General features: G+C 47.9%; 27 protein-coding genes and 1 rRNA gene (1 of these 28 running past the window's edge). 23 read left to right on the plus strand and 5 right to left on the minus strand.

Annotated elements, in window-relative coordinates:
- The first annotated feature begins 1 nt into the window (after position 1).
- The 4 genes from M1D61_RS04170 to M1D61_RS04185 all read left to right on the plus strand — a co-directional run bounded on the left by M1D61_RS04170 (position 2) and on the right by M1D61_RS04185 (position 3,491).
- On the plus strand, positions 2-1,669 hold the full coding sequence (locus tag M1D61_RS04170) for a response regulator (RefSeq protein ID WP_458121290.1): 1,668 nt from the start codon (positions 2-4) through the stop codon (positions 1,667-1,669).
- Positions 1,670-1,908: 239 nt separating this feature from the next.
- Entirely contained in the window at positions 1,909-2,247 is a 339-nt protein-coding gene (locus M1D61_RS04175) for an STAS domain-containing protein (protein WP_017814317.1), read from the plus strand.
- 18 nt (positions 2,248-2,265) lie between these two features.
- Positions 2,266-2,718, plus strand: coding sequence for an anti-sigma B factor RsbW (gene rsbW / locus M1D61_RS04180; RefSeq protein ID WP_458121291.1), 453 nt, complete (start codon positions 2,266-2,268; stop codon positions 2,716-2,718).
- The gene (locus M1D61_RS04185; protein ID WP_458121292.1) at positions 2,715-3,491 is read left to right on the plus strand and encodes a sigma-70 family RNA polymerase sigma factor; all 777 of its coding nucleotides are present in this window, start codon (positions 2,715-2,717) and stop codon (positions 3,489-3,491) included. The genes rsbW and M1D61_RS04185 overlap by 4 nt, the downstream gene beginning before the upstream one ends.
- A gap of 887 nt (positions 3,492-4,378) precedes the next feature.
- Here M1D61_RS04185 and M1D61_RS04190 read toward each other — a convergent pair.
- The 5 genes from M1D61_RS04190 to M1D61_RS04210 form a co-directional block, all read right to left on the minus strand.
- Entirely contained in the window at positions 4,379-4,765 is a 387-nt protein-coding gene (locus M1D61_RS04190; RefSeq protein ID WP_458121293.1) for a DUF5665 domain-containing protein, read from the minus strand.
- A gap of 91 nt (positions 4,766-4,856) precedes the next feature.
- Positions 4,857-5,531 (minus strand): YtxH domain-containing protein, encoded by a 675-nt coding sequence (locus M1D61_RS04195; RefSeq protein ID WP_458121294.1) that lies wholly within the window; start codon positions 5,529-5,531, stop codon positions 4,857-4,859.
- A 164-nt stretch (positions 5,532-5,695) separates the two neighbouring features.
- Positions 5,696-5,953 (minus strand): GlsB/YeaQ/YmgE family stress response membrane protein, encoded by a 258-nt coding sequence (locus M1D61_RS04200; protein ID WP_046216090.1) that lies wholly within the window; start codon positions 5,951-5,953, stop codon positions 5,696-5,698.
- Between the two features lie 130 nt (positions 5,954-6,083).
- Positions 6,084-6,692, minus strand: coding sequence for a phosphatase PAP2 family protein (locus M1D61_RS04205; RefSeq protein WP_458121295.1), 609 nt, complete (start codon positions 6,690-6,692; stop codon positions 6,084-6,086).
- 302 nt (positions 6,693-6,994) lie between these two features.
- On the minus strand, positions 6,995-7,219 hold the full coding sequence (locus M1D61_RS04210) for a DUF1128 domain-containing protein (RefSeq protein ID WP_458121296.1): 225 nt from the start codon (positions 7,217-7,219) through the stop codon (positions 6,995-6,997).
- Between the two features lie 146 nt (positions 7,220-7,365).
- On the opposite strand from M1D61_RS04210, the gene yyaC reads away from it, so the two are divergent.
- The 19 genes from yyaC to M1D61_RS04305 all read left to right on the plus strand — a co-directional run.
- Positions 7,366-7,908, plus strand: coding sequence for a spore protease YyaC (gene yyaC, locus M1D61_RS04215; protein ID WP_458121297.1), 543 nt, complete (start codon positions 7,366-7,368; stop codon positions 7,906-7,908).
- Positions 7,909-8,045: 137 nt separating this feature from the next.
- The gene (locus M1D61_RS04220) at positions 8,046-8,828 is read left to right on the plus strand and encodes an alpha/beta fold hydrolase (RefSeq protein ID WP_458121298.1); all 783 of its coding nucleotides are present in this window, start codon (positions 8,046-8,048) and stop codon (positions 8,826-8,828) included.
- A 36-nt stretch (positions 8,829-8,864) separates the two neighbouring features.
- On the plus strand, positions 8,865-9,509 hold the full coding sequence (locus M1D61_RS04225) for a DUF6483 family protein (RefSeq protein WP_458121299.1): 645 nt from the start codon (positions 8,865-8,867) through the stop codon (positions 9,507-9,509).
- Positions 9,510-9,534: 25 nt separating this feature from the next.
- Entirely contained in the window at positions 9,535-10,722 is a 1,188-nt protein-coding gene (locus tag M1D61_RS04230; protein ID WP_458121300.1) for a class I SAM-dependent methyltransferase, read from the plus strand.
- A gap of 438 nt (positions 10,723-11,160) precedes the next feature.
- Positions 11,161-11,760, plus strand: coding sequence for a DedA family protein (locus tag M1D61_RS04235; protein WP_046216183.1), 600 nt, complete (start codon positions 11,161-11,163; stop codon positions 11,758-11,760).
- Positions 11,761-11,785: 25 nt separating this feature from the next.
- The gene (locus tag M1D61_RS04240; RefSeq protein WP_458121301.1) at positions 11,786-12,355 is read left to right on the plus strand and encodes a thioredoxin family protein; all 570 of its coding nucleotides are present in this window, start codon (positions 11,786-11,788) and stop codon (positions 12,353-12,355) included.
- Positions 12,356-12,997, plus strand: coding sequence for an MBL fold metallo-hydrolase (locus tag M1D61_RS04245; RefSeq protein WP_458121302.1), 642 nt, complete (start codon positions 12,356-12,358; stop codon positions 12,995-12,997).
- A 305-nt stretch (positions 12,998-13,302) separates the two neighbouring features.
- Positions 13,303-13,680: a hypothetical protein gene (locus tag M1D61_RS04250; protein WP_046216084.1), complete on the plus strand. Its 378-nt coding sequence runs from the start codon at positions 13,303-13,305 to the stop codon at positions 13,678-13,680.
- A 189-nt stretch (positions 13,681-13,869) separates the two neighbouring features.
- The gene (gatC, locus tag M1D61_RS04255) at positions 13,870-14,157 is read left to right on the plus strand and encodes an Asp-tRNA(Asn)/Glu-tRNA(Gln) amidotransferase subunit GatC (RefSeq protein ID WP_046216083.1); all 288 of its coding nucleotides are present in this window, start codon (positions 13,870-13,872) and stop codon (positions 14,155-14,157) included.
- Positions 14,158-14,206: 49 nt separating this feature from the next.
- Entirely contained in the window at positions 14,207-15,664 is a 1,458-nt protein-coding gene (gene gatA / locus M1D61_RS04260; RefSeq protein WP_458121303.1) for an Asp-tRNA(Asn)/Glu-tRNA(Gln) amidotransferase subunit GatA, read from the plus strand.
- Positions 15,665-15,692: 28 nt separating this feature from the next.
- Positions 15,693-17,132, plus strand: a complete 1,440-nt coding sequence (gatB, locus tag M1D61_RS04265) for an Asp-tRNA(Asn)/Glu-tRNA(Gln) amidotransferase subunit GatB (protein ID WP_458121304.1) — start codon at positions 15,693-15,695, stop codon at positions 17,130-17,132.
- Positions 17,133-17,273: 141 nt separating this feature from the next.
- Positions 17,274-17,747, plus strand: a complete 474-nt coding sequence (locus tag M1D61_RS04270; RefSeq protein ID WP_458121305.1) for a GNAT family N-acetyltransferase — start codon at positions 17,274-17,276, stop codon at positions 17,745-17,747.
- 20 nt (positions 17,748-17,767) lie between these two features.
- Positions 17,768-18,475, plus strand: a complete 708-nt coding sequence (locus tag M1D61_RS04275; RefSeq protein ID WP_458121306.1) for an MgtC/SapB family protein — start codon at positions 17,768-17,770, stop codon at positions 18,473-18,475.
- 90 nt (positions 18,476-18,565) lie between these two features.
- Positions 18,566-19,135, plus strand: a complete 570-nt coding sequence (locus M1D61_RS04280; RefSeq protein WP_458121307.1) for a hypothetical protein — start codon at positions 18,566-18,568, stop codon at positions 19,133-19,135.
- Positions 19,119-20,582 (plus strand): DUF4097 family beta strand repeat-containing protein, encoded by a 1,464-nt coding sequence (locus tag M1D61_RS04285; protein WP_458121308.1) that lies wholly within the window; start codon positions 19,119-19,121, stop codon positions 20,580-20,582. The genes M1D61_RS04280 and M1D61_RS04285 overlap by 17 nt, the downstream gene beginning before the upstream one ends.
- A 183-nt stretch (positions 20,583-20,765) precedes the next feature.
- Positions 20,766-21,194, plus strand: coding sequence for a Fur family transcriptional regulator (locus tag M1D61_RS04290; protein WP_046216078.1), 429 nt, complete (start codon positions 20,766-20,768; stop codon positions 21,192-21,194).
- A gap of 86 nt (positions 21,195-21,280) precedes the next feature.
- Positions 21,281-22,990, plus strand: a complete 1,710-nt coding sequence (locus M1D61_RS04295) for a glycosyl hydrolase family 18 protein (protein WP_458121309.1) — start codon at positions 21,281-21,283, stop codon at positions 22,988-22,990.
- Between the two features lie 182 nt (positions 22,991-23,172).
- Positions 23,173-24,051, plus strand: a complete 879-nt coding sequence (locus M1D61_RS04300) for a nucleotidyltransferase-like protein (protein WP_458121310.1) — start codon at positions 23,173-23,175, stop codon at positions 24,049-24,051.
- A 694-nt stretch (positions 24,052-24,745) separates the two neighbouring features.
- Positions 24,746-24,785, plus strand: a 16S ribosomal RNA gene (locus M1D61_RS04305) (it continues 1,515 nt past the right edge of the window).

Raw genomic sequence — 24,785 nt, forward strand, 5'->3', positions numbered from 1 at the left:
CATGAGGTTTCATGAACCGATTCATATCTTGCTGGTAGATGATCGACCTGAAAACTTGCTTGCCCTGGAAGCCGTTCTCGAGAGTGAGCGTTACAATCTCGTCAAAGCGACTTCAGGGGAAGAAGCGCTGCGCTGTCTGCTCAAGGATGAATTTGCTGTTATTATTTTGGATGTACAAATGCCGGGAATGGATGGCATCGAGACAGCCAAACTGATCAAGGCTCGCGAAAAAACAAAAGAAATTCCGATCATCTTTGTATCGGCGAACAGTAAGGAAGCAGAGCATTTGTTTGCCGGGTATTCTGCGGGTGCGATCGATTACATGGTAAAACCGTTTATTCCGCAAATCCTTAAATCCAAGATTGAAGGATTTGTAAATATGTATCTGACCAACAAGCGTCATAAAACACAGTCCATGCTTCTACAGCAAAAAACGCTGGAACTGGAAAAAATGAATCAGGAGCTGGTTCGTGCCAAGGAAGCTGCAGAGATTGCAGCGAAAGCCAAAACCGAATTTCTGGCGATGATGAGTCACGAAATCCGGACGCCGATGAATGGAGTTATCGGTATGATCGATCTGCTGATGGAGACTGATCTTCAACCTGAACAAAAGGACTATGCAGAGATTATTCGCAGCAGTGCGGATACGCTGGTTATGGTCATTAACGATATCCTCGACTTTACTAAAATGGAGTCGGGTAAAATGGAACTGGAAGAGCATCCTTTTTCACTGGAAGGCTGCATTTCCGAAGTGTTTGGCCTTTTTTCTGTCGAAGCTGGCAAAAAGGGCCTGGAACTGTTGTACCGGGTCGGAGATAATGTACCGGGTTATCTGTTCGGGGATATGGCGCGTCTGCGTCAGGTATTGATCAATTTGACTGCCAATGCAGTTAAATTTACCGAACAGGGTGGTGTATATCTTGAGGTGGAATGTGTCGGCCAGCGGGATAACCGGCTGGAGCTGGAGTTCAAGGTGAAAGATACCGGTATCGGCATTGCACTGGAGAAGCGGGAGCAGTTGTTCCAGCCTTTTTCACAGCTGGATTCGTCCATGACGAGAAAGTATGGAGGCACCGGACTTGGTCTGGCCATTTGCAAAAATCTCGTTCAAATGATGGGTGGAGACATCCGTCTGGACTGCAATGAGATGGAACCTGGTGAAGGAGCGGTATTCGCCTTTAGCATTTGCGTAGGTGAATATACGGTGGAGGAGACGGAAATTGGTAATGTAGAGGAAAGACCGGTGAATGTGCTGCAAAAGAGCAGCTCCATTCCTCACATTCTGATTGTAGACGACCATCCGATCAATCAGAAGCTGATGGTTAGTATGCTCAATAGACTCGGATACGAGCCGGATACTGCGGATGATGGAGATCAAGCGATCCGGATGGCTTCTGCTCAGACGTATGATTATATCTTTATGGATGTACAGATGCCTAATATTGACGGACTTGAAGCGACGCGGATTATACGCGAGATGGGGAATGGAGAGCGCTCGGTAATTATTGCGATGACTGCTGATGTGATGGAAGGTATCAAGGGAAGATGCTTTGCAGCAGGCATGGATGACTATATCAGTAAGCCGGTCAAGATGAACAGCGTCAAGGCGATGATGGAACGGTATGCATTGGAGCTGTCCCATTACGAAGCCAAAAAGACGGTATATTGATTCTTCTCAGACATAATCGAATAACAAACATAATGCGCAATAAAGCCGTGCTGCCAGCAGTGAACACAGGCTGAATTTGCGCCGTTCATACGAAGGTTGTCATAACAACTAAATATTGTATATAATACAAATATCAGGATATAATCAAAAGGGCTTCCCAATCGGCTATCTGTGACATGTTTCAGAAGATAACAGATTGGGTTATTAGTAAAGAAACCATTGTTCAGGGGAGAATGTCTATGACTACTAACAAAAATGAAAAGTTTAACGCAGTAACCCAACTCGAAGAAGGCGCATGCACCGTCTTTTTAAGCGGGGAAATGGATCTATCGGTAGCGCCTGATTTCCGTCTGGTTATGGAGCCGCTTGTAGGCGACGCCGGCCAGGATCTCATCGTAAACATGAAAGACCTGAAATATATTGATAGCACAGGTATCGGTATCCTACTTTCTATCCTCAAAGCACGGCACGGTATGAACGCCAGCTTTACTGTTGAAGAAGTTCCTCCACAAATTCAGAAACTGTTTGAAATGACCGGTATTGCCAAGTTTTTTGCCCCTCAGGAGAACTCCCACTAGGAAAGGATCGAACATAGCATGAAAGCTGATACTCAAAAAGTAATACTTAATTTACCTGCAACCGCAGAGTTTGTAGATGTAGTACGATTAAACCTGTACGGAATTGCTTCCAAAATGGGATTTTCATATGAGGATATTGAAGATATGAAAGTTGCCGTATCTGAAGCATGCAACAATTCCGTGCTGTATGCCTATGGGCAAAATGATGGACATATTGACGTTACGTTCGAAATTGGTGAAGAAACGTTATCCATTACTGTCGAAGACGAAGGGGAGAGCTTCGAATCGGTACGGGGTATCGGTGAAGACAGCACACTGCATGACAAAGATTTGAACGATGTCCAGATTGGCGGACTCGGCTTCTACCTGATGCAGGCATTGATGGATGATGTCAGCATTGAGAACGTTGCTGGCCAGGGCACTCGTGTCGTCATGTCCAAAAGCCTTGCTCTAAGCGAGGAAAGAGTATGAGTGAAAGAGTGACTCCCCCCGAATCGATGGACGAGGCGATCGGCCTGATCTGGGAGTATCAACAAACAAAAGACAATGACATTGCGACTGTACTGATCAAAAAGTACGAGCCGATGGTCAAGATGGCTGCGGGTAAAATTGCCCGTAACCGCCCGGACCTGTATGAGGACTTGTACCAGGTCGGTCAAATGGCATTGATTCGTCTTTTGCAGCAGTATGATATCTCTCTGGGGATTCCCTTTGAACCATATGCCATGAAGAGTATGATCGGGCATATGAAAAACTTTTTGCGCGATAAATCGTGGTACATACAGGTTCCGCGCCGAATCAAAGAAAAGGGAGCCCTTGTTCAGCAGGCGATCGACGAATTGACGGTCAAGCTGGAACGTTCCCCTAGTGTGCGGGAAATTGCAACTTTTTTGGAGTTGTCCGAGGAAGAAACGATTGAAGTCCTGGCAGGACGCGAATGTTATCATTATGTATCTCTGGATTCGCCACTGTCCCAGGAAGAGAGCGCGGCTACACTGGGTGAGTTAATCAGTGCAGACGTGAATGATTATGATGCAGTAGAGAAGCGGATGGATCTGCAGCAGGCACTTAGCCAGCTGAAGGAGCAGGAACAAAAAGTACTGCTGCTTGCCTTCCAGGAAGGTCAATCCCAACGTGCGATTGCGCAAAAACTGGGTGTCTCCCAGATGAGCGTATCGCGGATCCAGAAACGCGCTACGGAGAAGCTTAAGCAAATTATGTCTAATGCTTCGTCATCGGGTTAATGTTGCACATGTACAAGATTAAATTGTCGGATATGGCAATTGACTGAGGTATGCTTTGATTCTCCGGATGGAGGTTGAAGCATACCTTTTTTAATTCCTTCGCAGGGCTGCTTATAGTTTATGTGCTTCATATACTGTAGAGCTTGTTGGCTGGCAATGCTGCTGTTAACTGTTTGGTGGGGGCTTTTGCTTTTGGGCGAGATGACTAGAGATCAACTGTATTTAGAATCAGCCGCTCCGAAATTGGATTAGTCTCCTGCCCCTCGTTAAGATCAGATATCCTGAATATCCGCTTGCAGCGGAGGATATCCGATCTTAAATAGAGCCGCTTCGCTGCTGGAGTCTAATTCCAATTCCTCCGCTCCATAGTTGGAGATACATATTTATTTCTAGAAACCTCAAAGAATTAAAGCATTACAGGATTAAGAGCAGTATCCTTAGTAGAAGCAGTAGCTTCAAAAGTTTTAGAAGTTTTAAAGGTAGCAAAATTCTACAAGTCTTAAAAGTACTTCATGACTTAAAGACACTGAAGATCTAAAAAAATTCAAAGTATAAAAACTTCAAATGCGCTCATTCTTTATCTTTTGGTTTTAAATAGCAGAGTCGGCTAAAGCAGCGTAGCGGAGGGAAGGGAATCGTTCCAGAGGCCGACGGAATGATCCCTTTCCGAAGCGATTGATGGATACAAACCGATTGATAGGAATAACTCAAAAAGAAAATTCCTGCTACTCGGATAAAAATTCCTCCGTTGAAAGAGGTGCCTTTTATCCAAGCACAGGAATTTAAATGAGATCAATAAGGATGTACCAACCTCGATGTTTTTCCAGGCTGTCTTCGCTCTATTGCATACCAGACATAAGTAAAGTAATGGGTAAATGATACAGTAGTTAGCCGGTGCCTCCGCTGGTGTCTGTGCCCTGGGATGCTTTGACATAATCGAGGATCTGGCTGATGTAGTCACCGATCAATGGCAAGGAGACCATCTGGCTCAGGATGAAAGCGAGCAGTGCCAGAATGACGATCGTACCGAGCGACAGACCCAGACCGCGCGCAGTACCAGCGATAAAGTTGGTGATCAGCCGGCGTCTGACACTGCTGTAATTTTCGATGATGTCCCGGATTTCTGCTTTGTCCAGCGCTTTGGTCAGCTGGTCGAGGCGTTCGTTCAGGCGCTTCACTTCATGACGTAACTCGAATGGATGCTCGCGCACACTATCCGGCGGCGGTACAACTTCAGGGGAGGTGGGTGATAATTCGGTGTCTTTGTCAGCCATGGGATTCCCTCGCTCTCATATGAATTAGCCACACCGGGCATAAAAATAGCCGACTGCAATGAGCCGGCTATTTTGGTCAATCCAGGGTGTATTAGCGTTTATTGTTTGTATTAAAGCTGTTATTGGTAGAAGAGTTGGAGCCGGTTGTTGTGGAACCCGGTGTAGTTGAAGATGATGTAGATGCAGAACCTGTTGTACTCGTAGTAGCAGAAGAACCGCTACCTGTAGATCCTGTAGATGTAGAAGAACCGGAAGAAGTTAACGATTGAGAATCCTTTTTCACATCTTCAGCAGCTTTGGTTACTTCTTTGGCTACATCTTCCTTAGCACCTTTTACATCTTCAGCGATGTTTTTGGAAGCTTCAGCTACATGTTTGACGATGTTTTCTTTGGCATCGGCTCTGTCTTGATCGGGAGTCTCGCCTACCCCGATAGAAGATTTGGCTTTGCCTGTCAGATCGGTTGCTTTGGTAGCTACCGTTTGGGCGATTGTTGTTGCTTTGTCGCCTACAACGCTTGCCAGTTCTACCGTTTTGTCACCGATCAGGCCAGCAGCCTGCATCGTTTGATCAGATACCGTACCATATACATTTTTGGTTTTCTCACCGGCTACAGCCAGTTTGTCGGACAGGTCACTACGCAGCTCGCGTCCCGGTTTTGGGGAGAAGAGCAGTGCGGCAGCAGCACCGATCAGGCCACCGATAAATACACCTTTCATAAATGTGGATCCGCTTTGCATTGGGTACTCTTTTTCTGCTTCGTTCATGAACAATCACTCCTTCAATTAGTGTAAAGTACGTATAGTAGCGTACGGACCTCCGGCACTAGCCGAAGATCCAGCCATATCATATCAAGTGAAGCTTCTCTAGGAGTAATAAGTATTATGTTGCAGCTTACCAAAGGTATGGCTTATATCATGCCTGGCTGAGATTAAGATGCCCGTCGGAGCACTTTAGATAACAGTCCAAGCAGAAAAACGAAAATAGCAGTTCCCAGAATAGCCGGTATAATGGCAAAATCACCGATATTCGGGCCGAAGTCACCAAACAACAGGGCACCCAGCCATGCTCCTACAAATCCCGCAATCGCAGCTCCGATAATGCCACCAGGCATTGCCTTGCCTGCGAGCGCGTTACCGATCAAGCCAATAATAACGGCGAGCACAATACTGATAATAATCCCCCACATGCAGATCGCCTCCTTTACATGTACGCTAGTCCATTTCAGCTGAAGGTACGTAATCATTGAAGTGGGCTATCTCGCTTGTTTGTCTTACTTCGTATATAAACATGGGACCTTCACCTGAAACATTCTGCATTCAAGCCCTTGGACCGTCAAAAGGCTGCTGCGGCCTTGATTTTTGCCACAGGGATAAGGCATAGGCACATGTAATCAGCCAAAGGAATCCGCTGGCAAAACCGGCGATAATATCAGTCGGATAATGTACACCGAGATATACCCGTGTAATACCGATCAGTGCGATCAGCAATACTCCGAGGAGGATAGGCATGACCATGGATCGATGATTTTGCCTGCGATAGCGAGCCCAGATAAAGAACAGCATCCCATACATCGCCGCTGCGATCGTGGCATGTCCACTGGGAAAGCTGTAGCCCGATGCATGAGTCCAGAATTCCAGCTCCGGACGCGGACGCATGAAGTGCGATTTCAGAAACGTATTCAGCAGCCATGCGCCGCCAGACGTAAGCAGCAGCATTAATGCTTCACGATACTGGCGCCATACCGATAGCAGCAGGGCAAAGCCGAGGGATACAAACATCGTTGAATAAAAACCGCCAAGATAGGTAAAAAACAGCATGATCGTTCGTATCGGCTCATCGTGGAACGTACGTACACTTTGCTGAAACTCATCTTCCCATATATGAACCTTACCACCGAATGCATTCTGAATGAGCCAGGTAGCCACATTGAGCAGGATAAAGGAAAAGCCTGCACCTGCAATCAGTACCAGGGTGATTAACAGCCATAATGGCAGATTTGGGAATTTGCGTCCTGAACGGTCAGGAAAAGCTGGAGATGAGATAGGAATCGCCTTCTTTCATTTGTTATCGTTATGTTAAATTTAACCCGCTATCAGCGTCTGAACCCTGTTAGCGGCAAACAATCATTAGTGTTATGCTAACTGTGTACGGATGAAAGAGAAGTACGTAACAGGAAGTAGACAAAAAAAGCCCGCTCCTGACTACACAGGAACGGGCTTGATACGAATTACTTATTGCGCAGACGTCCCAGTTCGGACACAAGCGCTTCGACTTCACTGATGCTCAAATTCGGTTTGTTCATGACAATATCATATACTTCGTAGATATCTTCATACTGATCCAGCGAAAAAGCAGAAGCCTGCATCGCTGCACCACTGGCCATCCGAAGCTTCGTTTTGATCGCTTCGATCATAACTTCCAGATTCTCCGTTGTGTGTTGGGACAGATCCATCGGTGCGTTCTCCCTTTCTGTAACAAAAGCTGATTTTGTTGTATTGTACCATGGATAGAGCCAGGGAACCAATATTTTGCGGTAATAGGACGCATCGGTTAAAATTACTATAGATACGCACATTCGAGGAGGGAATCTACTATTATATGATTAATCGTCAATCAAGTCTGCTTCCCTATGATCAGCAGAATCGGCGTAATGTGAACACAGATGGATTAACCCAGTTTTTCCGGATGGTTCACAGCCGCCATGGACTGGATGAACTTGCCTTTGTGTGTATCGGGACAGACCGCTCCACCGGGGATGCACTTGGACCGCTGATCGGCAGCGAGCTGGAGGCACGCAGGATTCCCAATATTACGGGTACGATGGATTATCCCTGTGATGCGCATAATCTGCATGAACGCATTCCGCAGATATCCGACGATCTGACGATTATTGCGATAGATGCCTGTCTGGGCCATTCGCGTTCGGTCGGTCTCTACAGCATTGGAGAAGAACCTTTATTTCCGGCATTGTCTGTCGGAGGCAAATTTCCGGGGGTGGGCACGTACAGCATCGCAGCGATCGTCAATGAGAATGGACCCAAGCCCTATTGGACACTGCAGACCACTTCACTGCGTCAGGTGATGAAGATGGCAGAGGATGTTGTGGAAGCGGCAGTCCGCGGACTTGGCGTGACCGATTAATTCGGTATGCCAGGCAATAAAAGGACGATACGTCAGTGAAGAGTATCTTATTCTTATGCGGTATTGAATATAATTCAACTATTATAGATAAACAATTCGTATACATTTTCGACCAATTGTATTGGAGGTACACACTTATGAACCAGCATATTCAGCATTCGTCCGAACTGCTTTATTTTACCGACACCGGCGCCGGGGAACCGCTTGTGCTGCTGCACGGATTTATGGGCAGCGCCGCCTACTGGGATGAAGTGATTCCGGAATTGTCCAAACGTTACCGCTGTATCGTACCCGATCTGCGCGGGCATGGACGCAGTCCGGCACCGGAAGGTTCCTACCGGATCGAACAGATGGCTGAGGATGTGATCCGGCTGCTGGATCATCTGGAGCTCAGTCAGGTAACCGTGCTGGGTCATTCGATGGGTGGGTATATTGCCCTCGTGTTGGCCGAACAGTATTCCGGTTATCTAAAAGCATGGGGGCTGGTCCATTCTACCGGTTATGAAGATTCACCGGAAGCCCGGGAGAAGCGCCTGCAGACCGTTTCCAAAATCAACAGTGAAGGTGTAGCCGCTTTTGTGGACGGATTTATTGAAGGATTATTTGCGCCTGACTCGGTGACTGCTTTGCCGCAGGCTGTACAGAAAGCACGGGAGATCGGATACCATACGCCGCCTCAGGGAGCATGCGGCGTAGCCATGGCGATGCGTGAGCGTCCGGATCGGCGGTCGGTGATCGCTTCTTCGGTTCTTCCAGTACTGCTTGTTGCGGGTGAACGTGATGCTATTGTACCGGCAGAACGATTGTTTACTGCCGAAGGAGAGAAGATTACTGCCGTAGTCATTCCGGGTGCAGGGCATATGAGTATGCTGGAGGCCCCACAGGAACTTATATCCGTCATTGACCGATTTTTAAAATAAATATCACTATAGAATTATACTGAAGGCGGGATAGAAATGTTCAGAAAAGACTACCTCATGGGCATGATCGAGGATATGGCCAGCATGATCTCCAAAGCGTTCGGACTCAAGGAAGAAAAGAAATATACGGAAGCGTTGTGGGAAGTCGATGATCTGATGCGCAAAAACTTTCGTTTGAACAGCGAACTCGTTAACCGTATGCCGACCGATGAAGTGATTGATATGTTCCGCGTCGGTCCGACCGTCGAGGTGGACCAGTTACAGGGTCTGGCACGTATGATCAAGGTCGAAGCGGATATTTATGCCGCTGGCGGTCATGAGGAGGATACAGTCGTACGCCGAATCAAATCCCTGCATCTGTTCCTGTACAGCGCCGTTCATGGAGCAGATCGCAGTCTGCTGGATTATCCTCAGCATATGGATGAGCTGCTTGACCAGCTGGAAGAATACGTACTTCCTGCTGCTGTAGAGAAACTGATGGTGGAATATGAAGAGCAGGAAGGCTATTATGATAATGCGGTGGATGCCCTTCGCCGTCTGACCGAACTGGACTCTGCAGAGGGTCAACAGACCGGTAATGCCTTTTACGAGCGCATGCTCCGTAAAAGCGATGAAGAGCTGCAGCAGGGCGGCATTACGCGGGCAGATATTGAAGCGGCGCATGCCCGGCTGCAAAATTGAAAAGGAAAGAAAGTGATTGTACATCATGGATTCACTCCAGAAACTGATTCACGAGCTGATCGAGAGCGGTGAGCTGATCTCAGCGACGCTCAGTCAGCGCCGCAAACGGGAACCCGATGCATTTAACAAAGTCATCATTAAGCCGGTTGAACTCAAAAAGCAGCTGCATTACCAGTTTACTTATCATTACAATAATAAAGTCACTCATGAGAACGTGCCTGCCGCCGAAGCGGAGCATCCGCTAATGGAATTGTTCGAGCAGTGTATGCGCCAGGGACTGCTGTGCACGACCGAAGCGGATTATCAGGTGCTGATCAGCAAGAAGTACAAAGTGTCCATCCTGACCAAGACGGCGACCAAGACCGAAGCCGATCTCAATCATAACCGCAAAAAACGCTACATTCTGGATGAAGGCGAGCCGGTGCCATTTTTGGTTGAACTGGGCATTATGAATGCAGACGGCAAAGTATTCGCTAAAAAGTACGACAAGTTCCGCCAGATCAACCGTTTCCTGGAAATGGTGCAGGATATACTGCCTTCCCTCCCGGAAGACCGTGAACTGACGATTGTGGACTTTGGCTGCGGCAAGTCGTACCTGACATTTGCGCTGTATCATTATCTGAACATTCAGCAGCGTCGGCCGCTGCGTATTGTTGGACTCGATCTAAAAGCAGATGTTATCCAGCACTGCAGCCAGCTGGCCGACAAGCTGAATTATAACAAGCTGCGCTTCCTTGTCGGCGATATCGCGGATTACAACGAACTGGATCAGGTTGATATGGTCGTTACCCTGCATGCCTGTGACACGGCAACCGATGCAGCACTGGAAAAAGCAGTGCGCTGGAATGCTTCTGTGATTCTCTCTGTACCGTGCTGCCAGCATGAGCTGTTCAGCCAGGTGGAGAACGATGCTCTCAGTCCGCTGTTGTCCCATGGCATACTCAAGGAGCGCTTTTCCGCGCTGGCTACTGATGCGATCCGTGCCAAACTGCTGGATCTAATGGGTTACCGCACCCAGTTGCTTGAATTTATCGATATGGAGCATACGCCCAAAAACATTCTAATCCGTGCGGTCAAAGGCTCTGCCGGAGACATAACGACGATGTGGCAGGAGTACAGCGTATTCCGCAGCATGCTGCAGGCCAGCCCGTATCTGGAGAACGTCTGCCGTGATCTGCTTCCACAGGAGCAGACCAGTGAAGCAACCCTGTAAAATGCCAACGATGCTACTGTAGTAAGGCTAATTTTCCTATGTCAGGTCTTTTTCAGCCAAACGTACAGTATTGGAAAGTGAACTACACACTGTTAAAGTTGTTCTTTCAGGTTCGATGGAAGTTATTCTCTGGAACCTGTATCTTTAGCGTGATAGTATCTGTATCACTATTCAGACTTATCTCTACACCGACGGACTGCTTGTTTGGGCAGTCCGTTTTTTATGATACCCCAAAGTAAACTTCATCCAAGCCTGATATTTTCGGCACTATCTTGATCTTTGTCTGTACAGGGTATGAACATGTGCGCTTAAAACTAGCCCATGTTCATACCCTGTGCTAAAATATGTGAGGACATCATGAGGGCACAGCGCTTGATTCATTGGGAATACATAGGCCTGATATAGAGACAGGAATGCAACCATACTGAAGGAGGACTGGTGGAGATTATTTCTGATATTATTTCACAACTATTGCACTGGGTAGAACAGCTCGGCTATGCCGGCATTATGCTGGGTCTGATGATTGAGGTCATTCCGAGCGAGATTGTACTGGCTTATGGAGGATTTCTTGTATCCACAGGCAGTATCAACTATTTTGGAGCGGTGGCTTTTGGTACCATCGGCGGCGTAATTGCCCAGCTGTTCATTTACTGGATCGGTCGCTACGGCGGACGTCCCGTTCTGGAAAAGTACGGCAAGTACATCCTGATCAAGAAAAGCCATATCGATCATGCGGAAGAATGGTTCGAAAAGTATGGAACCGGCGTTATTTTTACGGCCCGTTTTATTCCGGTCGTACGCCACGCGATTTCCATTCCGGCAGGCATTACCAAGATGTCGCATGCCCGCTTTATCATCCTGACGACGCTGGCGGTTATTCCATGGTCTGCCTTGTTCGTTTACCTCGGTATGGTACTGGGCAGCCAGTGGGAGAACATCGATCAGATCGCCAGCAAGTATACGACGCCGATTCTGATTGTAGCGGTTGTGCTGCTGGCATCCTACTTTTTGGTTAAAAGGAAGATGAAAAAGAAATAAATCCATCCGAAAGGCGGCGGAATCGATGAGCAAGCGCAATCTGGCAGACAAGTGGGAAGTAGCTATCACGCCCGAGCAGTTTATGGAGGGCATGACACAGAACAAGGAAGCGTTCCATGATGGATATACCTTATTCAACTGGACGGATCTGGATGACCATGAATTTTTCAAATTGCTCAGTCACCGCGATGACCTGCGCTCCATTATTATTGCAGCAGACTGGTGCGGCGATGTGGTACGTAATATTCCGGTCGTATTCCGGGCATTTGAGGAAGCGGATATTCCGACCCGGGTGCTGATTCTGGAAGAGCATCAGGATGTGATGGATGAATATCTGACTATGGGCGGACGCTCCGTACCGATTGTGATTATTACCGATACCGGCGGTCACGTGCTGGGACAATGGGGACCGCGTCCAGAGCATGTACAGGAGCTGATGGTCGCTTTCCGCGAAGAGAATCCGGATCGCGAAGCACCGGATTACAAGGATAAAATGGCCGAGGTACGCAAGGCCATGCTGGAGCGCTATGGTGAAGGTGCCGCTTCCCATGCGATGGTGATCCGTGAACTGCATGAATTATTATCAGGAGTGTGAATGGCTTTGTTTAAAATAGAGACTTTTTCGCTGGGGCCGCTGCAGACGAATGCCTATCTGCTTATCGCAGAAGACAATCAGCGGGCAGTTGTCATCGATCCGGGCATGAACCCCGGTTCACTGATCCGCCGTATCGATACGCTGAAGCTTAGGATTGAAGCCATTTTGCTGACCCATGCCCATTTTGATCATATGGGCGGGGTTCAGGAGATGCGCCAGCATTATAACTGTCCGGTCTATCTGCATGACCTGGAAGCGGAATGGATGACCAATCCACGGCTTAACGGTTCGGCCATGTGGCCGGATGTGACGCCTCCGATCACTGCAGAGCCTGCCGAATATGCGCTGGACAAAGGGCAAAAGCTGGAGCTGATCAATCATACGTTTACCGTGTATCATACACCCGGCCATTCGCCGGGCAGCGTCAGTTTCCTTTGCGGAACGGAGTTGTTCTCCGGTGACGTGTTGTTCCGTATGGGTGTAGGACGAACTGACCTGACCGGTGGCAGTGAACGTGATTTGATCGATTCGATTCGTACCGTTTTGTATCGTTTTGCCGATGAGACCAAAGTCTATCCGGGTCATGGACCGAGAACAACGATAGGTGCCGAGAAAGCCGGCAATCCTTATGTTCCTGGCTGAGTAACAGGCTTCTGCACGAATATGCAAAAAAATGGCGCAATAGCATCTGTCAGCTGTACAGACTGCCTTTTGCCAATCATTACTCGCGAATTACCGACAAACCAGACAAGCAGGCCGGATTTCCATTCCAGCCTGCTTGTTTTATTTTGGTAATAAAATGACACCAATCGACCTCTTCAGACGTACTTAATAAAATGTACTTTTCACAAGGGTATTAAGATGTAATTTTCAGGATAAAAGTGGACACCACTTACTTATTGTAGTAGGATGTACAAATAAGGAGATAAGCTAGGGGGAGATAGACGATGCTGCATCTGGGAGAAAAAGTCGTAGTTGTCACTGATACCTTTGAGCAAAATCTGCCTGTAGGAGATTATGGATATATAATTGCATATGACCGTAACCCTGATAATGCCTTCGATTATGTCATTCGTATTCCTAAAGCAAACCGTAACTTTTTTGTGCCGGCTGGCGATATTGAGCCGGAGGAGAAATTACTGCAGCAGGAAGCTGAACGAGTCGGACGCGAGGCGCTGATCGATTATGCTCTGGCAACACACAATGAGAAGTTATTTTTTCAAGTGATGAATGGTGAGGAACTTCCGGTACCTGAAGAACCTTTAACAGATAAAAGTACACAGGCTGATTTCGTCAAACAAATCAATCTGCGTGCTTGGATTTAAAAGAGTCGGCGCTGCCGGCTCTTTTTTTATTGCTGTCGCTTTAACGGATTGAATTGTCCGGGTATGTAACCTATAATGGAAAAAGTTATTTCCCGCCGGGTTCACCCGTCATTTGGACAGGCAGTCATTGATCCATGAATGGCGCACAGTTGGTGGGAGACCGGTACAGGATTGAAGGAGGGTTTATCAATGACCATTAATATTCAGGATGTGGAACATGTAGCCAGACTGGCGCGTCTCGATCTGAATCAAGAAGAGAAAGAAATGTTCACTGCGCAGCTGGATGCCATTCTTAAATATGCGGAAAAGCTGAATGAGCTGGATACGGAAAATGTCGAGCCAACGACCCATGTGCTGCATGTCAGCAATGTAATGCGTGAAGACAAGGTACATGAGAGTCTGCCGATCGAGAAAGTACTGCGCAATGCTCCCGATGATGAAGATGGACAGTTCAAAGTACCGGCTGTTCTGGAATAGCACCGGGCGGCCTGACCACAAGTAACCCGAATTGAAGGAGGACACGGAAGTGACTTTATTTGACCTCAGTCTGAATGAAATACATAACCGGCTGCATGCCAAAGATCTGGCAGTAACCGATCTTGTAGCACAGGCATTCCAGACGATTAACGAGCGTGATGACCGCATCCAGGCATACCTTACACTGGATGAGGAAGCAGCCCAACACCAAGCGGCTGCACTTGATAAGAAAATGGCGAGCGGCGAAGCACGCGGTCTGCTGTTCGGTCTGCCGGCAGGAATCAAGGACAATATCGTAACCGAAGGACTGCGTACGACCTGTGCCAGTCAATTTTTGCGTAATTATGATCCGATCTACAATGCGACTGTTATGGAGAAGCTTCAGCTGGCGGATTCCGTCACGCTCGGCAAACTGAACATGGACGAATTTGCCATGGGCGGTTCCAACGAGAATTCCAGCTTTATGCCGGTACGCAACCCGTGGAACCTGGATTATGTACCCGGTGGTTCAAGCGGCGGTTCCGCAGCGGCAGTCGCAGCGGGTGAAGCATATTTCACCCTTGGCTCCGACACTGGCGGTTCGATTCGTCAGCCGGCGTCCTATTGCGGCGTAGTGGGACTCAAGCCTACGTATGGTCTTGTATCCCGCTTCGGCCTTGTAGCCTTTGCCTCATCGCTTGACCAGATTGGCCCCATCACCAAAAATGTGGAAGATTCTGCCTACGTTCTGCAGGCAATTGCCGGCTACGATGAGAAAGACTCCACTTCGGCCAAAGTCGATATTCCTGACTATATCAGTGCACTGACAGGTGATATCAAAGGACTAAAAATTGCCGTTCCTTCCGAATATATCGGTGAAGGCGTAGATGCTGCAGTCAAGGAATCGATCATGAGCGCACTGAAAGTGCTGGAAAACCTCGGCGCAGAGTGGGAAGAGGTTTCTCTTCCTTATACCGAATATGCGGTAGCTACCTATTATCTGCTTGCTTCCTCGGAAGCGTCTTCCAATCTGGCCCGTTTTGACGGTGTTCGTTATGGCGTGCGTGCCGAGAACCCGGGCAATCTGCTGGAATTGTATCATCAGTCTCGCAGCGAAGGCTTTGGTCCGGAAGTGAAGCGCCGGATTATGCTGGGAACGTATGCGCTCAGTTCCGGTTATTATGATGCTTATTATCTCAAAGCACAAAAAGTCCGTACATTGATCAAGCAGGACTTTGACAACGTATTTGCCAAATATGACGTTATCGTCGGACCAACAGCACCGACAACTGCATTCAAGCTCGGTTCCCAGGTCAATGATCCGTTAACGATGTACCTGAACGACATTTTGACCATTCCGGTGAGTCTGGCAGGCGTACCGGCGATCAGTATTCCATGCGGCTTTGTCTCCGGACTGCCTGTCGGCATGCAGATTATCGGCAAAGCCTTTGACGAACAGACGGTTTTGCGTGTGGCGCATGCATTTGAACAGAATACCGATTTCCATCAGCAGCGTCCACAGCTGTAAAACCATGTGAAAAAGGAGGAATCTACCGATGTCTACAGCCAGATATGAAACAGTCGTCGGACTGGAAGTTCACGTTGAACTTCATACCCAATCGAAAATATTTTGCGGCTGCTCTACCGCGTTTGGAGCACCGCCCAATACCCATACCTGCCCAGTCTGCCTCGGTCATCCGGGCGTGCTGCCGGTACTGAACCGGCAGGCTGTGGAATATGCGATGAAAGCAGCAATGGCACTGAACTGCCAGGTTGCTGATGTCAGCAAGTTCGACCGCAAAAATTACTTTTATCCGGATTCGCCCAAGGCCTACCAGATTTCCCAATTTGATCAGCCGATCGGCGAACACGGATGGATCGATATTGAAGTGAACGGCGAGACCAAGCGCATTGGCATTACCCGTCTGCATCTGGAAGAAGATGCGGGTAAGCTGACCCATAGCTCGGGCGGTTATGATTCACTCGTTGACTTTAACCGTGTAGGTACACCGCTGATCGAGATCGTCTCGGAACCGGAGATTTCTTCCCCGGAAGAAGCCCGTGCCTATCTGGAGAAATTGCGTGCCATCATGCAGTACTGCGATGTATCGGATGTGAAAATGGAAGAAGGATCGCTGCGCTGTGATGCCAATATCAGTCTGCGTCCTGTTGGACAGGCCGAACTTGGCACACGTGCCGAGCTGAAAAACATGAACTCTTTCCGCGGTGTACAGCGTGGTCTGGAGTATGAAGAGCTGCGTCAGGCACAGATTCTCGATGATGGAGAAAAAGTCGTCCAGGAGACCCGCCGTTGGGACGAAGCGCTTGGCAAAACGATCTCTATGCGCGGCAAGGAAGAATCGCATGATTATCGATATTTCCCGGACCCGGATCTGGTTACCCTTCATATCGATCAGCAATGGAAAGACCGCGTGCTTGCGTCGATTCCGGAGCTGCCTGATGCACGCCAGGCACGTTATACGACCGAGTATGGACTGGTTGCCTATGATGCAGCAGTCATTACATCGTCCAAACCGCTGGCCGATCTGTTTGAAGAGAGCCTGAACTACACTGGCGATGCCAAGTCTGCAGCCAACTGGATTCAGGGTGAACTGCTCGGTTATCTGAACGCCAACAACCTCGAAGCTTCCGCAGTACCATTGACCGGCCAGGCACTTGGCGAGATGATCGGCCTGATTGAAAAAGGGACGATCAGCAACAAAATCGCCAAAACCGTATTCAAGGAAATGCTGCAGTCCGGCAAAAGCCCGCAGCAGGTTGTTGAAGAACAAGGTCTGACCCAGATCAGTGACGAAGGTGCGATCAAAGCGATCGTGCAGGAAGTGATCGCTGCCAATCCGCAGTCCGTTGCCGATTATCAGGCAGGCAAAGATAAAGCGATCGGGTTCCTGGTCGGGCAGGTCATGAAGCAGAGCAAAGGCAAAGCCAATCCCGGCATGGTTAACCAGCTGCTGGCCGAATTGCTGCCACGCTAAATACAGCGTATAATTTTACAGGGATTTACGACATACAGATCATTAGAGGACATGCCAATCGGGGCATGTCCTTTTTAAAATAACCACGGCTGGTCCGGCATGTCATCAGGCTGCCGCTGACCGTGAGAGGAGACACCGACCATGATACGCCAATGCTCACTGGAAGATGATGATATTGTAAGACAGATCTGGGCGCTGCAGCATATTGCCTACCGGATGGAAGCTCAGTTGATTGGGGTCAAGGAACTTCCGCCGCTTATGGATACTGTAGAGAGTATTCGCCGCTGCGGTGAGACGTTTTATGGGTACTTTAATGAGGAGGAAGAAATTCAGGGCGTAGTGGCTGTAGAGGAGGAGAAGCCAGATACAATCACCGTCTCACGTATGATGGTGCATCCGGCAGCTTCCGGACGTGGCATTGCCAGTCAGCTGCTGTCTTATGTATTTGAACAGTATCCGCAGGTACCGCTTTATATGGTGTCGACAGGCACGAAGAACGAACCGGCAGTTGGCTTGTACCGCAAGTATGGATTCCAGCCGATCGAGTCTTTTGAAGTAGCGCCTGGTGTGGAACTGACGACTTTTCACCGTCATAATCCCGACATCACGAATTAACAGGAGGTGTAATTACAAGTATGGCCAATCCCTGGTTCATTGATAACCTGAGTATTCTGTTCCGCCTGCTGGCTGCGATGCTGATGGGCGGACTGATCGGCTGGGAACGGGAACGTTCCAGTCATGCGGCCGGCCTGCGCACCCATATACTGGTTTGTGTCGGTTCTGCGCTGATTATGATGCTGTCCGTATACGGATTTGCCGATTTTATCCATGAGACCAATGTGCGTATCGACCCGGCGCGTTTGGCGACGGCGGTCATTTCCGGGATCGGGTTTCTCGGGGCAGGAACCATTCTGTTTACCGGCAAGGCAATTACCGGTCTGACGACTGCGGCTTCACTCTGGGTGGTGGCAGCGATCGGATTGGCAATTGGGGCAGGGTTTTACTTTGCCGCGTTTGTATCCACGCTGCTGGTGCTGCTGAATCTGTGGGTGCTAAATATTGTCGAGCAGCGCTATATTCGCCGCAGCAAAGCGCATTCCATTACCATTGAAGGCATATCAGGTGTACTGACACTTGACCGGGTATCCAAATTTTTGTACGCCGAGAATATTACGATCAAGAGAATCACCTTTATTAAAGAACGGAGTGGTCATACCCTGTCCTCGGAAACATTGCTCACCGAGCTGCGGATGAATGTAGAGATTCATCATGAGTACAATCCGATGGATATGATCAGCCGTATGCAAAAAATCGAGGGAGTCACTGCAGTCTCCATCGAGTAAAAATGGGAGAGCTTGTTGATCGGCTGGCAGCCCATTCACAGACATTATCGAACATACCTGCTTATCAGCGGTATGGAAGGAGGAATCAACATGGCGAACTCCCCGTCCAGACTCCCGCTTAAGCGCAAATTTATTGCCGTGCTGCTTGCAGCGATTTTACCGGGTTTTGGTCATATTTATCTTGGACTGGCTCAGAAGGGCATTCAGTTTATCGCTTTGCTGCTGCTGGATATTACAGCACTCTTTTATTTTACCTCTCAGGGTATTCAGATTAATCTGCCGTTCCTGGGTCTGTTGGCCCTGCTGGTACCGGTCATTTACTTTTACAACGTATATGATGTACTGCAATCCACCGATTGGATCAATGAGCATATACGTGCCTTTGTTCCTTTCAAAAAGAAAAATAGGCCGTACGCCGGCCTGCGCGGAATAAGTTTTGGACTGCTGCTTATTCTGGAGGGAGCGATGATCTGTGTCCTGTTGCTGCGCCCTTACTGGCTGCGTAATATCGTTAGTTTCTGGGGAGGCTATCTGACCGCATTCGTATGTCTGCTTATTGGCGTACTGCTGCTTGTTTTCCAGGGACTGCGCATTTACCGTGCTCTGCATAAGGGATCGCAGGATAAGACAGGAGGTGCGATTCATGCCCACAAAAATTAGAGTCGGCAGAATTACTGCCTCCCTGCTCTGGATCGCAGTCGGCATTCTGGTATTCCTTGATCAGTGGACCAATGGCGGACAGCTGTTATGGCTGCTGAAATGGTGGCCAGTCATCCTTATCGTCTGGGGAGTGGAATACATTATTTTCTATGTATTATCCCGCCGAAGATTATTCAGACTGCGGATGGACATCAGGGGCATGTTGATTGCGCTGCTGGCAGCAGTATCCATTTTTCTGGTTACTGAGCAAAATCAGTATTTGTATTTATGGAGCCGGGTCAGTCTCGACCTGACCGCAGCCTCGGCCGAATTCAGTGAAGCTTCCGGAACACGGACCGAGTTGGATAATATTACTGTCCCAATCACGGAAGAGACGGATGAACTGAACGTGGAAGGCATTAACGGTGATCTCCTTATTCATTCCGGTAATGTCGATCAGATTCAGATACGTCCGGTCGTATGGGTCGATGAGGTGGAGCGGGAAGAGGCCAAGACCATTGCTCTGTCTACCAAAATTAATGCTACCGAAGGTCGCGAAATTGATATTCGCCCGGAGACACTTTCTTACGGGGAATCGAGTAATCGCCAGCCGCGGGTAAATATGGAGATTACCGTGCCGGCCAGTCGCCATTTTGATATCAATGTACAGACGACCAACGGCAAGATTATGATGAGCAATATCGAAGCGCTGCGCAGCATCTCGGTACGCAGTGGTAATGGCGGTCTCGTATTGCGCGATCTGCTGGGTGATGTCAAAGCGCAGACGACCAACGGTAATATGCAAATCACATCCATTCTGGGGAATGTCAATGCCGATACCAACCAGGGAACGTTCCGGGCAAACGATATTAGTGGAGCCGCCCGTCTGTATACACAGGTCGGCGACATCTCTCTGACCGGGGGACTGGGCGATATTGATGTGAATACGCGCAACGGTAATATTTTTGTAGATGAAGCCAACTTTGAGATCCGGGCAGAGACGCTAAATGGCAATATTGAACTTCGCTCCATCAGCATAGGCGGAGACTGGTCTGTCTATAGTGCAGTAGGTGTTATCAATCTGTATCTGCCGGCTACCGGCAACTACAAAATTGCCGGCTCCAACAGCTATGGTACGATCAGAACCGATCTGCCGCTGGAAGTAAAAAATAAAACGATCAGCGGAACATTCGGCACCGATGATCATACGGTTCGCGTAGATGGCAATGGCGATCTGAATGTGCTGCACAATACGGATTCCATTATCAAAGATAACGACCAGCAGCAAATTGCTCCTTCTTCCGGTAATGGAGATGCTGACAGCACATCGCCAGACAATACCGGCACCTCGTCAGAAAATAATGATGCAAGGAGAGCGGCCGATTCGGTACCTTCTCCATCAGCGGATTCACCGGCCGATTCAGAGCCATCATCCGTCAACTCGCCTGCAGAATCGGAATCACCATAATCCATTGTTTTCCGTCCTTTTCTGTTCAAGATTTACCTTGAATGGATTGCTTTGAGCAGCGTTGACAAGCTTCTTCGGCAACCTTTACAATGTGAAGGGCAATAGCTGACCTGCAGGTTCGTATTGATGGATGACAGTCAGGCAGGAATTTAATTTGCGTAGTTCAACAAGGCGGTGGACCAGATGACAACACGTGTTCAACATGCACTCGAGCAGCTAAAGACCAGTGGAGTACGGATTACACCACAGCGTCATGCCATACTCGCCTATTTGCTGGAGTCCATGGAGCACCCGACCGCTGATGAGATTTACCGTTCACTGGAACCGCGGTTTCCCAGTATGAGTGTTGCGACGGTGTATAATAATTTGAAAATGTTTATTGAAGCAGGAATGGTTCGTGAACTGACATATGGAGATAGTTCCAGCCGTTTTGACGCGAACGTAACCGAGCATTATCATATTATTTGTGAGCAATGCGGCAAAATTGAAGATTTTAATTACCCTTCACTTCGGGAAGTAGAAAATCAGGCAGAACAGCATACAGGCTTTCAGATTTCCGGTCACCGGATGGAATTGTATGGAATTTGCACCGATTGCAGAGATCTAAAGTAAGGTTAATTCCAGCAGCACGGGATCAGGATATCCTGTGCTGCTTTTTTATTAGAATCAGACGACACAACTACATACAGGAGGCTGTATTGAGCAGACAGAAGCGAGCACGTGCGAATAGAAGTCGTAGAGTCAGACGTTGGTGGATCGTATGGATACTCCTTATAGCAGTAACAGCAGCTGTTTATATTTTTATTCCTAACCCGTTTCATGAAGATCCGGATTGGAAAGGAATCGACAAGCCAATCTTTGTCAAAGGCGAGCTGATGAGTTATTCGGCGCAGGGGACAGGAGATTCGCTGCAGCTTCCTTTACCCGTACTTCAGCAAGAGGTAGATCCCAATATTCGGTATGAACAAGCTACCCAGTCGATTATTTTGACATCCAGCAATAATATTATGCATCTCCAGCAGGGCAGTACCGCTGCAGAGCTTAACATGAAGCCGCTCCAGCTTCGTGTCGCTCCCGAGCAGCAGCAGGATCTGCTGTATATTCCGCTTGCTCCGCTCAAGCAGATCTATCATATCGATGTACATGAAGATCCCGATACCGGAGCTGTGATTCTGATGCGTGCAGGAGATCGAATTCAATATGCCAGTGCCGCCGCGGAAAATAGCAGCAGTACGCTTCCACTTCGCAGTGAAGCCAGCCTTCACGCACCGATATATACAGATGTACCAGATGGAGCGCATTTGAGAATATGGCAGTCCGGCGACGAGTGGGTACAAGTACAGCTCGATAACGGAATCACCGGTTATATGCAGCGCAGCCAAATCCGAATGGGCGAATTAACGACCATACCCGTTCCCAACATCCCGGATAACCGTGTACAGACCGAATGGAAGGGCAAAAAGGTTAATCTGACCTGGGAGGCAGTATACGAGAAACGGCGCGATCCGCATACCATCGGTGAACTGCCGGGGGTGAATGTAATAAGTCCTACCTGGTTTGAGATTATCGATGACTCGGGAAATATACGAAGCAAAGCAGATATGGAGTACGTCAACTGGGCACATCATCGTGGAATTGAAGTCTGGGCACTGCTTAGTAATGGATTTAATGCAGACCGCACGACAAAAGCACTGTCCAGTTACGAGAACCGCAGGCATATTATTGCACAAATGATAGAGTATGCCCGGGTATACCAGCTGGATGGCATCAATATCGACTTTGAGAGTGTGCATACATCCGATGGTCCCAATGTTACTCAGTTTATCCGTGAACTGAAGCCGCTGGCAGCCCAGCATAGTCTGGTGCTGTCAATGGATGTGACGCCCAAATCGAACAGCGAGCTTTGGTCCAAATTTCTCGATCGGGAATCGCTGGCGCCTTCGCTCGATTATATGATGGTTATGGCCTACGACGAACACTGGGCAGCCAGCCCAATAGCAGGCTCTGTCGCTTCACTGAACTGGACGGAGAAAGCCATGAGACGTGTATTGGAAGAAGATAAGGTTCCAGCTGACAAGCTGATACTGGGCATCCCTTTGTATACCCGGATATGGACCGAGAAATCCCAGAATGGAGCCACCAAAGTCTCCTCCAAGGCAGTCGGCATGGAGAGCATTGCCAAGCTGTTGACCGAGAAAAAGTTAAAACCGCGTTTTGATCAAGCAGCAGGTCAGAACTATGTCGAGTATAAGGAAAAAGGCGCTACGTACAAAATCTGGATTGAGGATGAAGTATCACTCGCAGCCAGAGTAGAGCTCGCCCGTAAGCTCCAGCTGGGGGGAGTTGCCTCATGGACCCGCAGCCTCGGAGATGACCGCGCCTGGGAGACCCTATCTACATTTAAGTAAAAAAATGCACAAATAACACACAGAAAAAGACCGGATAAGCACTTTGCTTATCCGGTCTTTTTTTGACGAATATGAAAAATTAATGTACTCAGGCAGGAAAGGTATTCCAAAATGTAGAAGTTAACCCTGAGTCAAAAGAATTCAAAAATATATTAACCCCCGGGCAGATAAGGGAGGATCATGTGGAATTAACCAATCTTTCGTTTCTGAATGAAAGCTTTAATAACCGTAAAGTAGTCGGAGCGGTAGCATCCAAAAGCAAAGGCAGTCAATTTAACGGTTCACTGTTGCATGATTTTGAAGTATTGATTATTGTTGTCTGTCGTCAGGATCATGAGGAAGAGTTTATAGAACACCGTATGGATATTTCCAACACCCATATTCAGGTCATTTATATAGATCGTGAACTAATGGAAAATTACGCAGTTGCCGGCCAGCAGCGCCGCATCGTCGAGCAGTTTATCAAGGGAGAAGTCATCTGGGATACTGATGGTGAAGTAGAGCGGTTGAGGAGCCAATTCAAGGAAATGGCAGGCCCTCTGGCGGAACGCCGTATTTTCAGAGAATTCAGCCTGTTTCTCACCCTGTATGTAGAAGCGCGTTATCATATGCAGAACAAGCAGACGATGGATGCCTACAACTGCATATTTCAGGCACTTCAACACTGGGCCAAGCTCGAACTGTGCGAAAAAGGAATCTACCCCGAATCAGCCGTCTGGGAACAGGTCCAAAAGCAAAAGCTTGATGTCTACAAGCTGTATGAGCAGCTGGCGTTCAGTATGGAGACGATGGAGCAGAGAGTAGAACTGGTTCTGCTGGCCTGTGAATTCTCCGTTATGTCCAAAATGCAGGAATGCTCTGCTATATTGTTCCGAGTGCTCCGAAGCAGAAAACAGCCGTGGAGTATAGAAGAGTTAATTCAGCATCCCGAACTCAGTCATGTCGGCAATGCCCTATCCACAGTAGTGCGCAAGCTCGTATATCGATCCTTGATCGGTGAGACCGTGACCTGGATACCTCAACCTGGTGGTGAAAGAGAGATCCGTTACTGGATCAGTTAATCCCAAGCCCAAAAGTTACATTATAGCCCGGACAACTCATAACCAAGTCAATATACGAGTAACTAATAAGAGAATAACCAAAGAAAGATAGCTGAAAAAAGAATAATTGAATAGGCAGTGTACTATAATAGTGCGCTAATATCATGGATGAAGTTAAAACAATCAAAGTCCAATATAATCCCGCCACAATATAAACCAATTATCAAAAATGAACAAATCAAGCAGTCACAGAACTGCTTGAATAATACTATAATAAAATGCTAAATAAATAGTTGACGACTCTCAGGGAAATATGATAAATTATAAAACGTTCCGCTTGCGGGATAAACTACTCACTAATGAGTAAGGTTAGCATCTTATTTTCAGAAAAATGATCTAAATCATCTTTCGAAAAAAAGTGTTGACGAAAAAATAAATACATGATATATTATAAGAGTTGTCGCTAATGAGTGGCAATAAAAAGTATCATGAGAATATATTAGCGGGTTGGTAAAACAAGAAAAACTTCTTGAAAAAAAGTGCTTGCTAAATAAAAAGAAACATGATATGATATAAGAGTTGTTGCGAGAGATACAGCGACAACGAAAAAGACTTTGATCTTTGAAAACTGAACAACGAGTGAGTGAAGAACTTAGTTCTTCAAATATAGAGAACAGCAATGTTCTCGTCAGCAAGGAATGAGCAAGTCAAACACTTTATGGAGAGTTTGATCCTGGCTCAGGACGAACGCTGGC

The sequence above is a fragment of the Paenibacillus sp. Z6-24 genome, assembly GCF_054161335.1.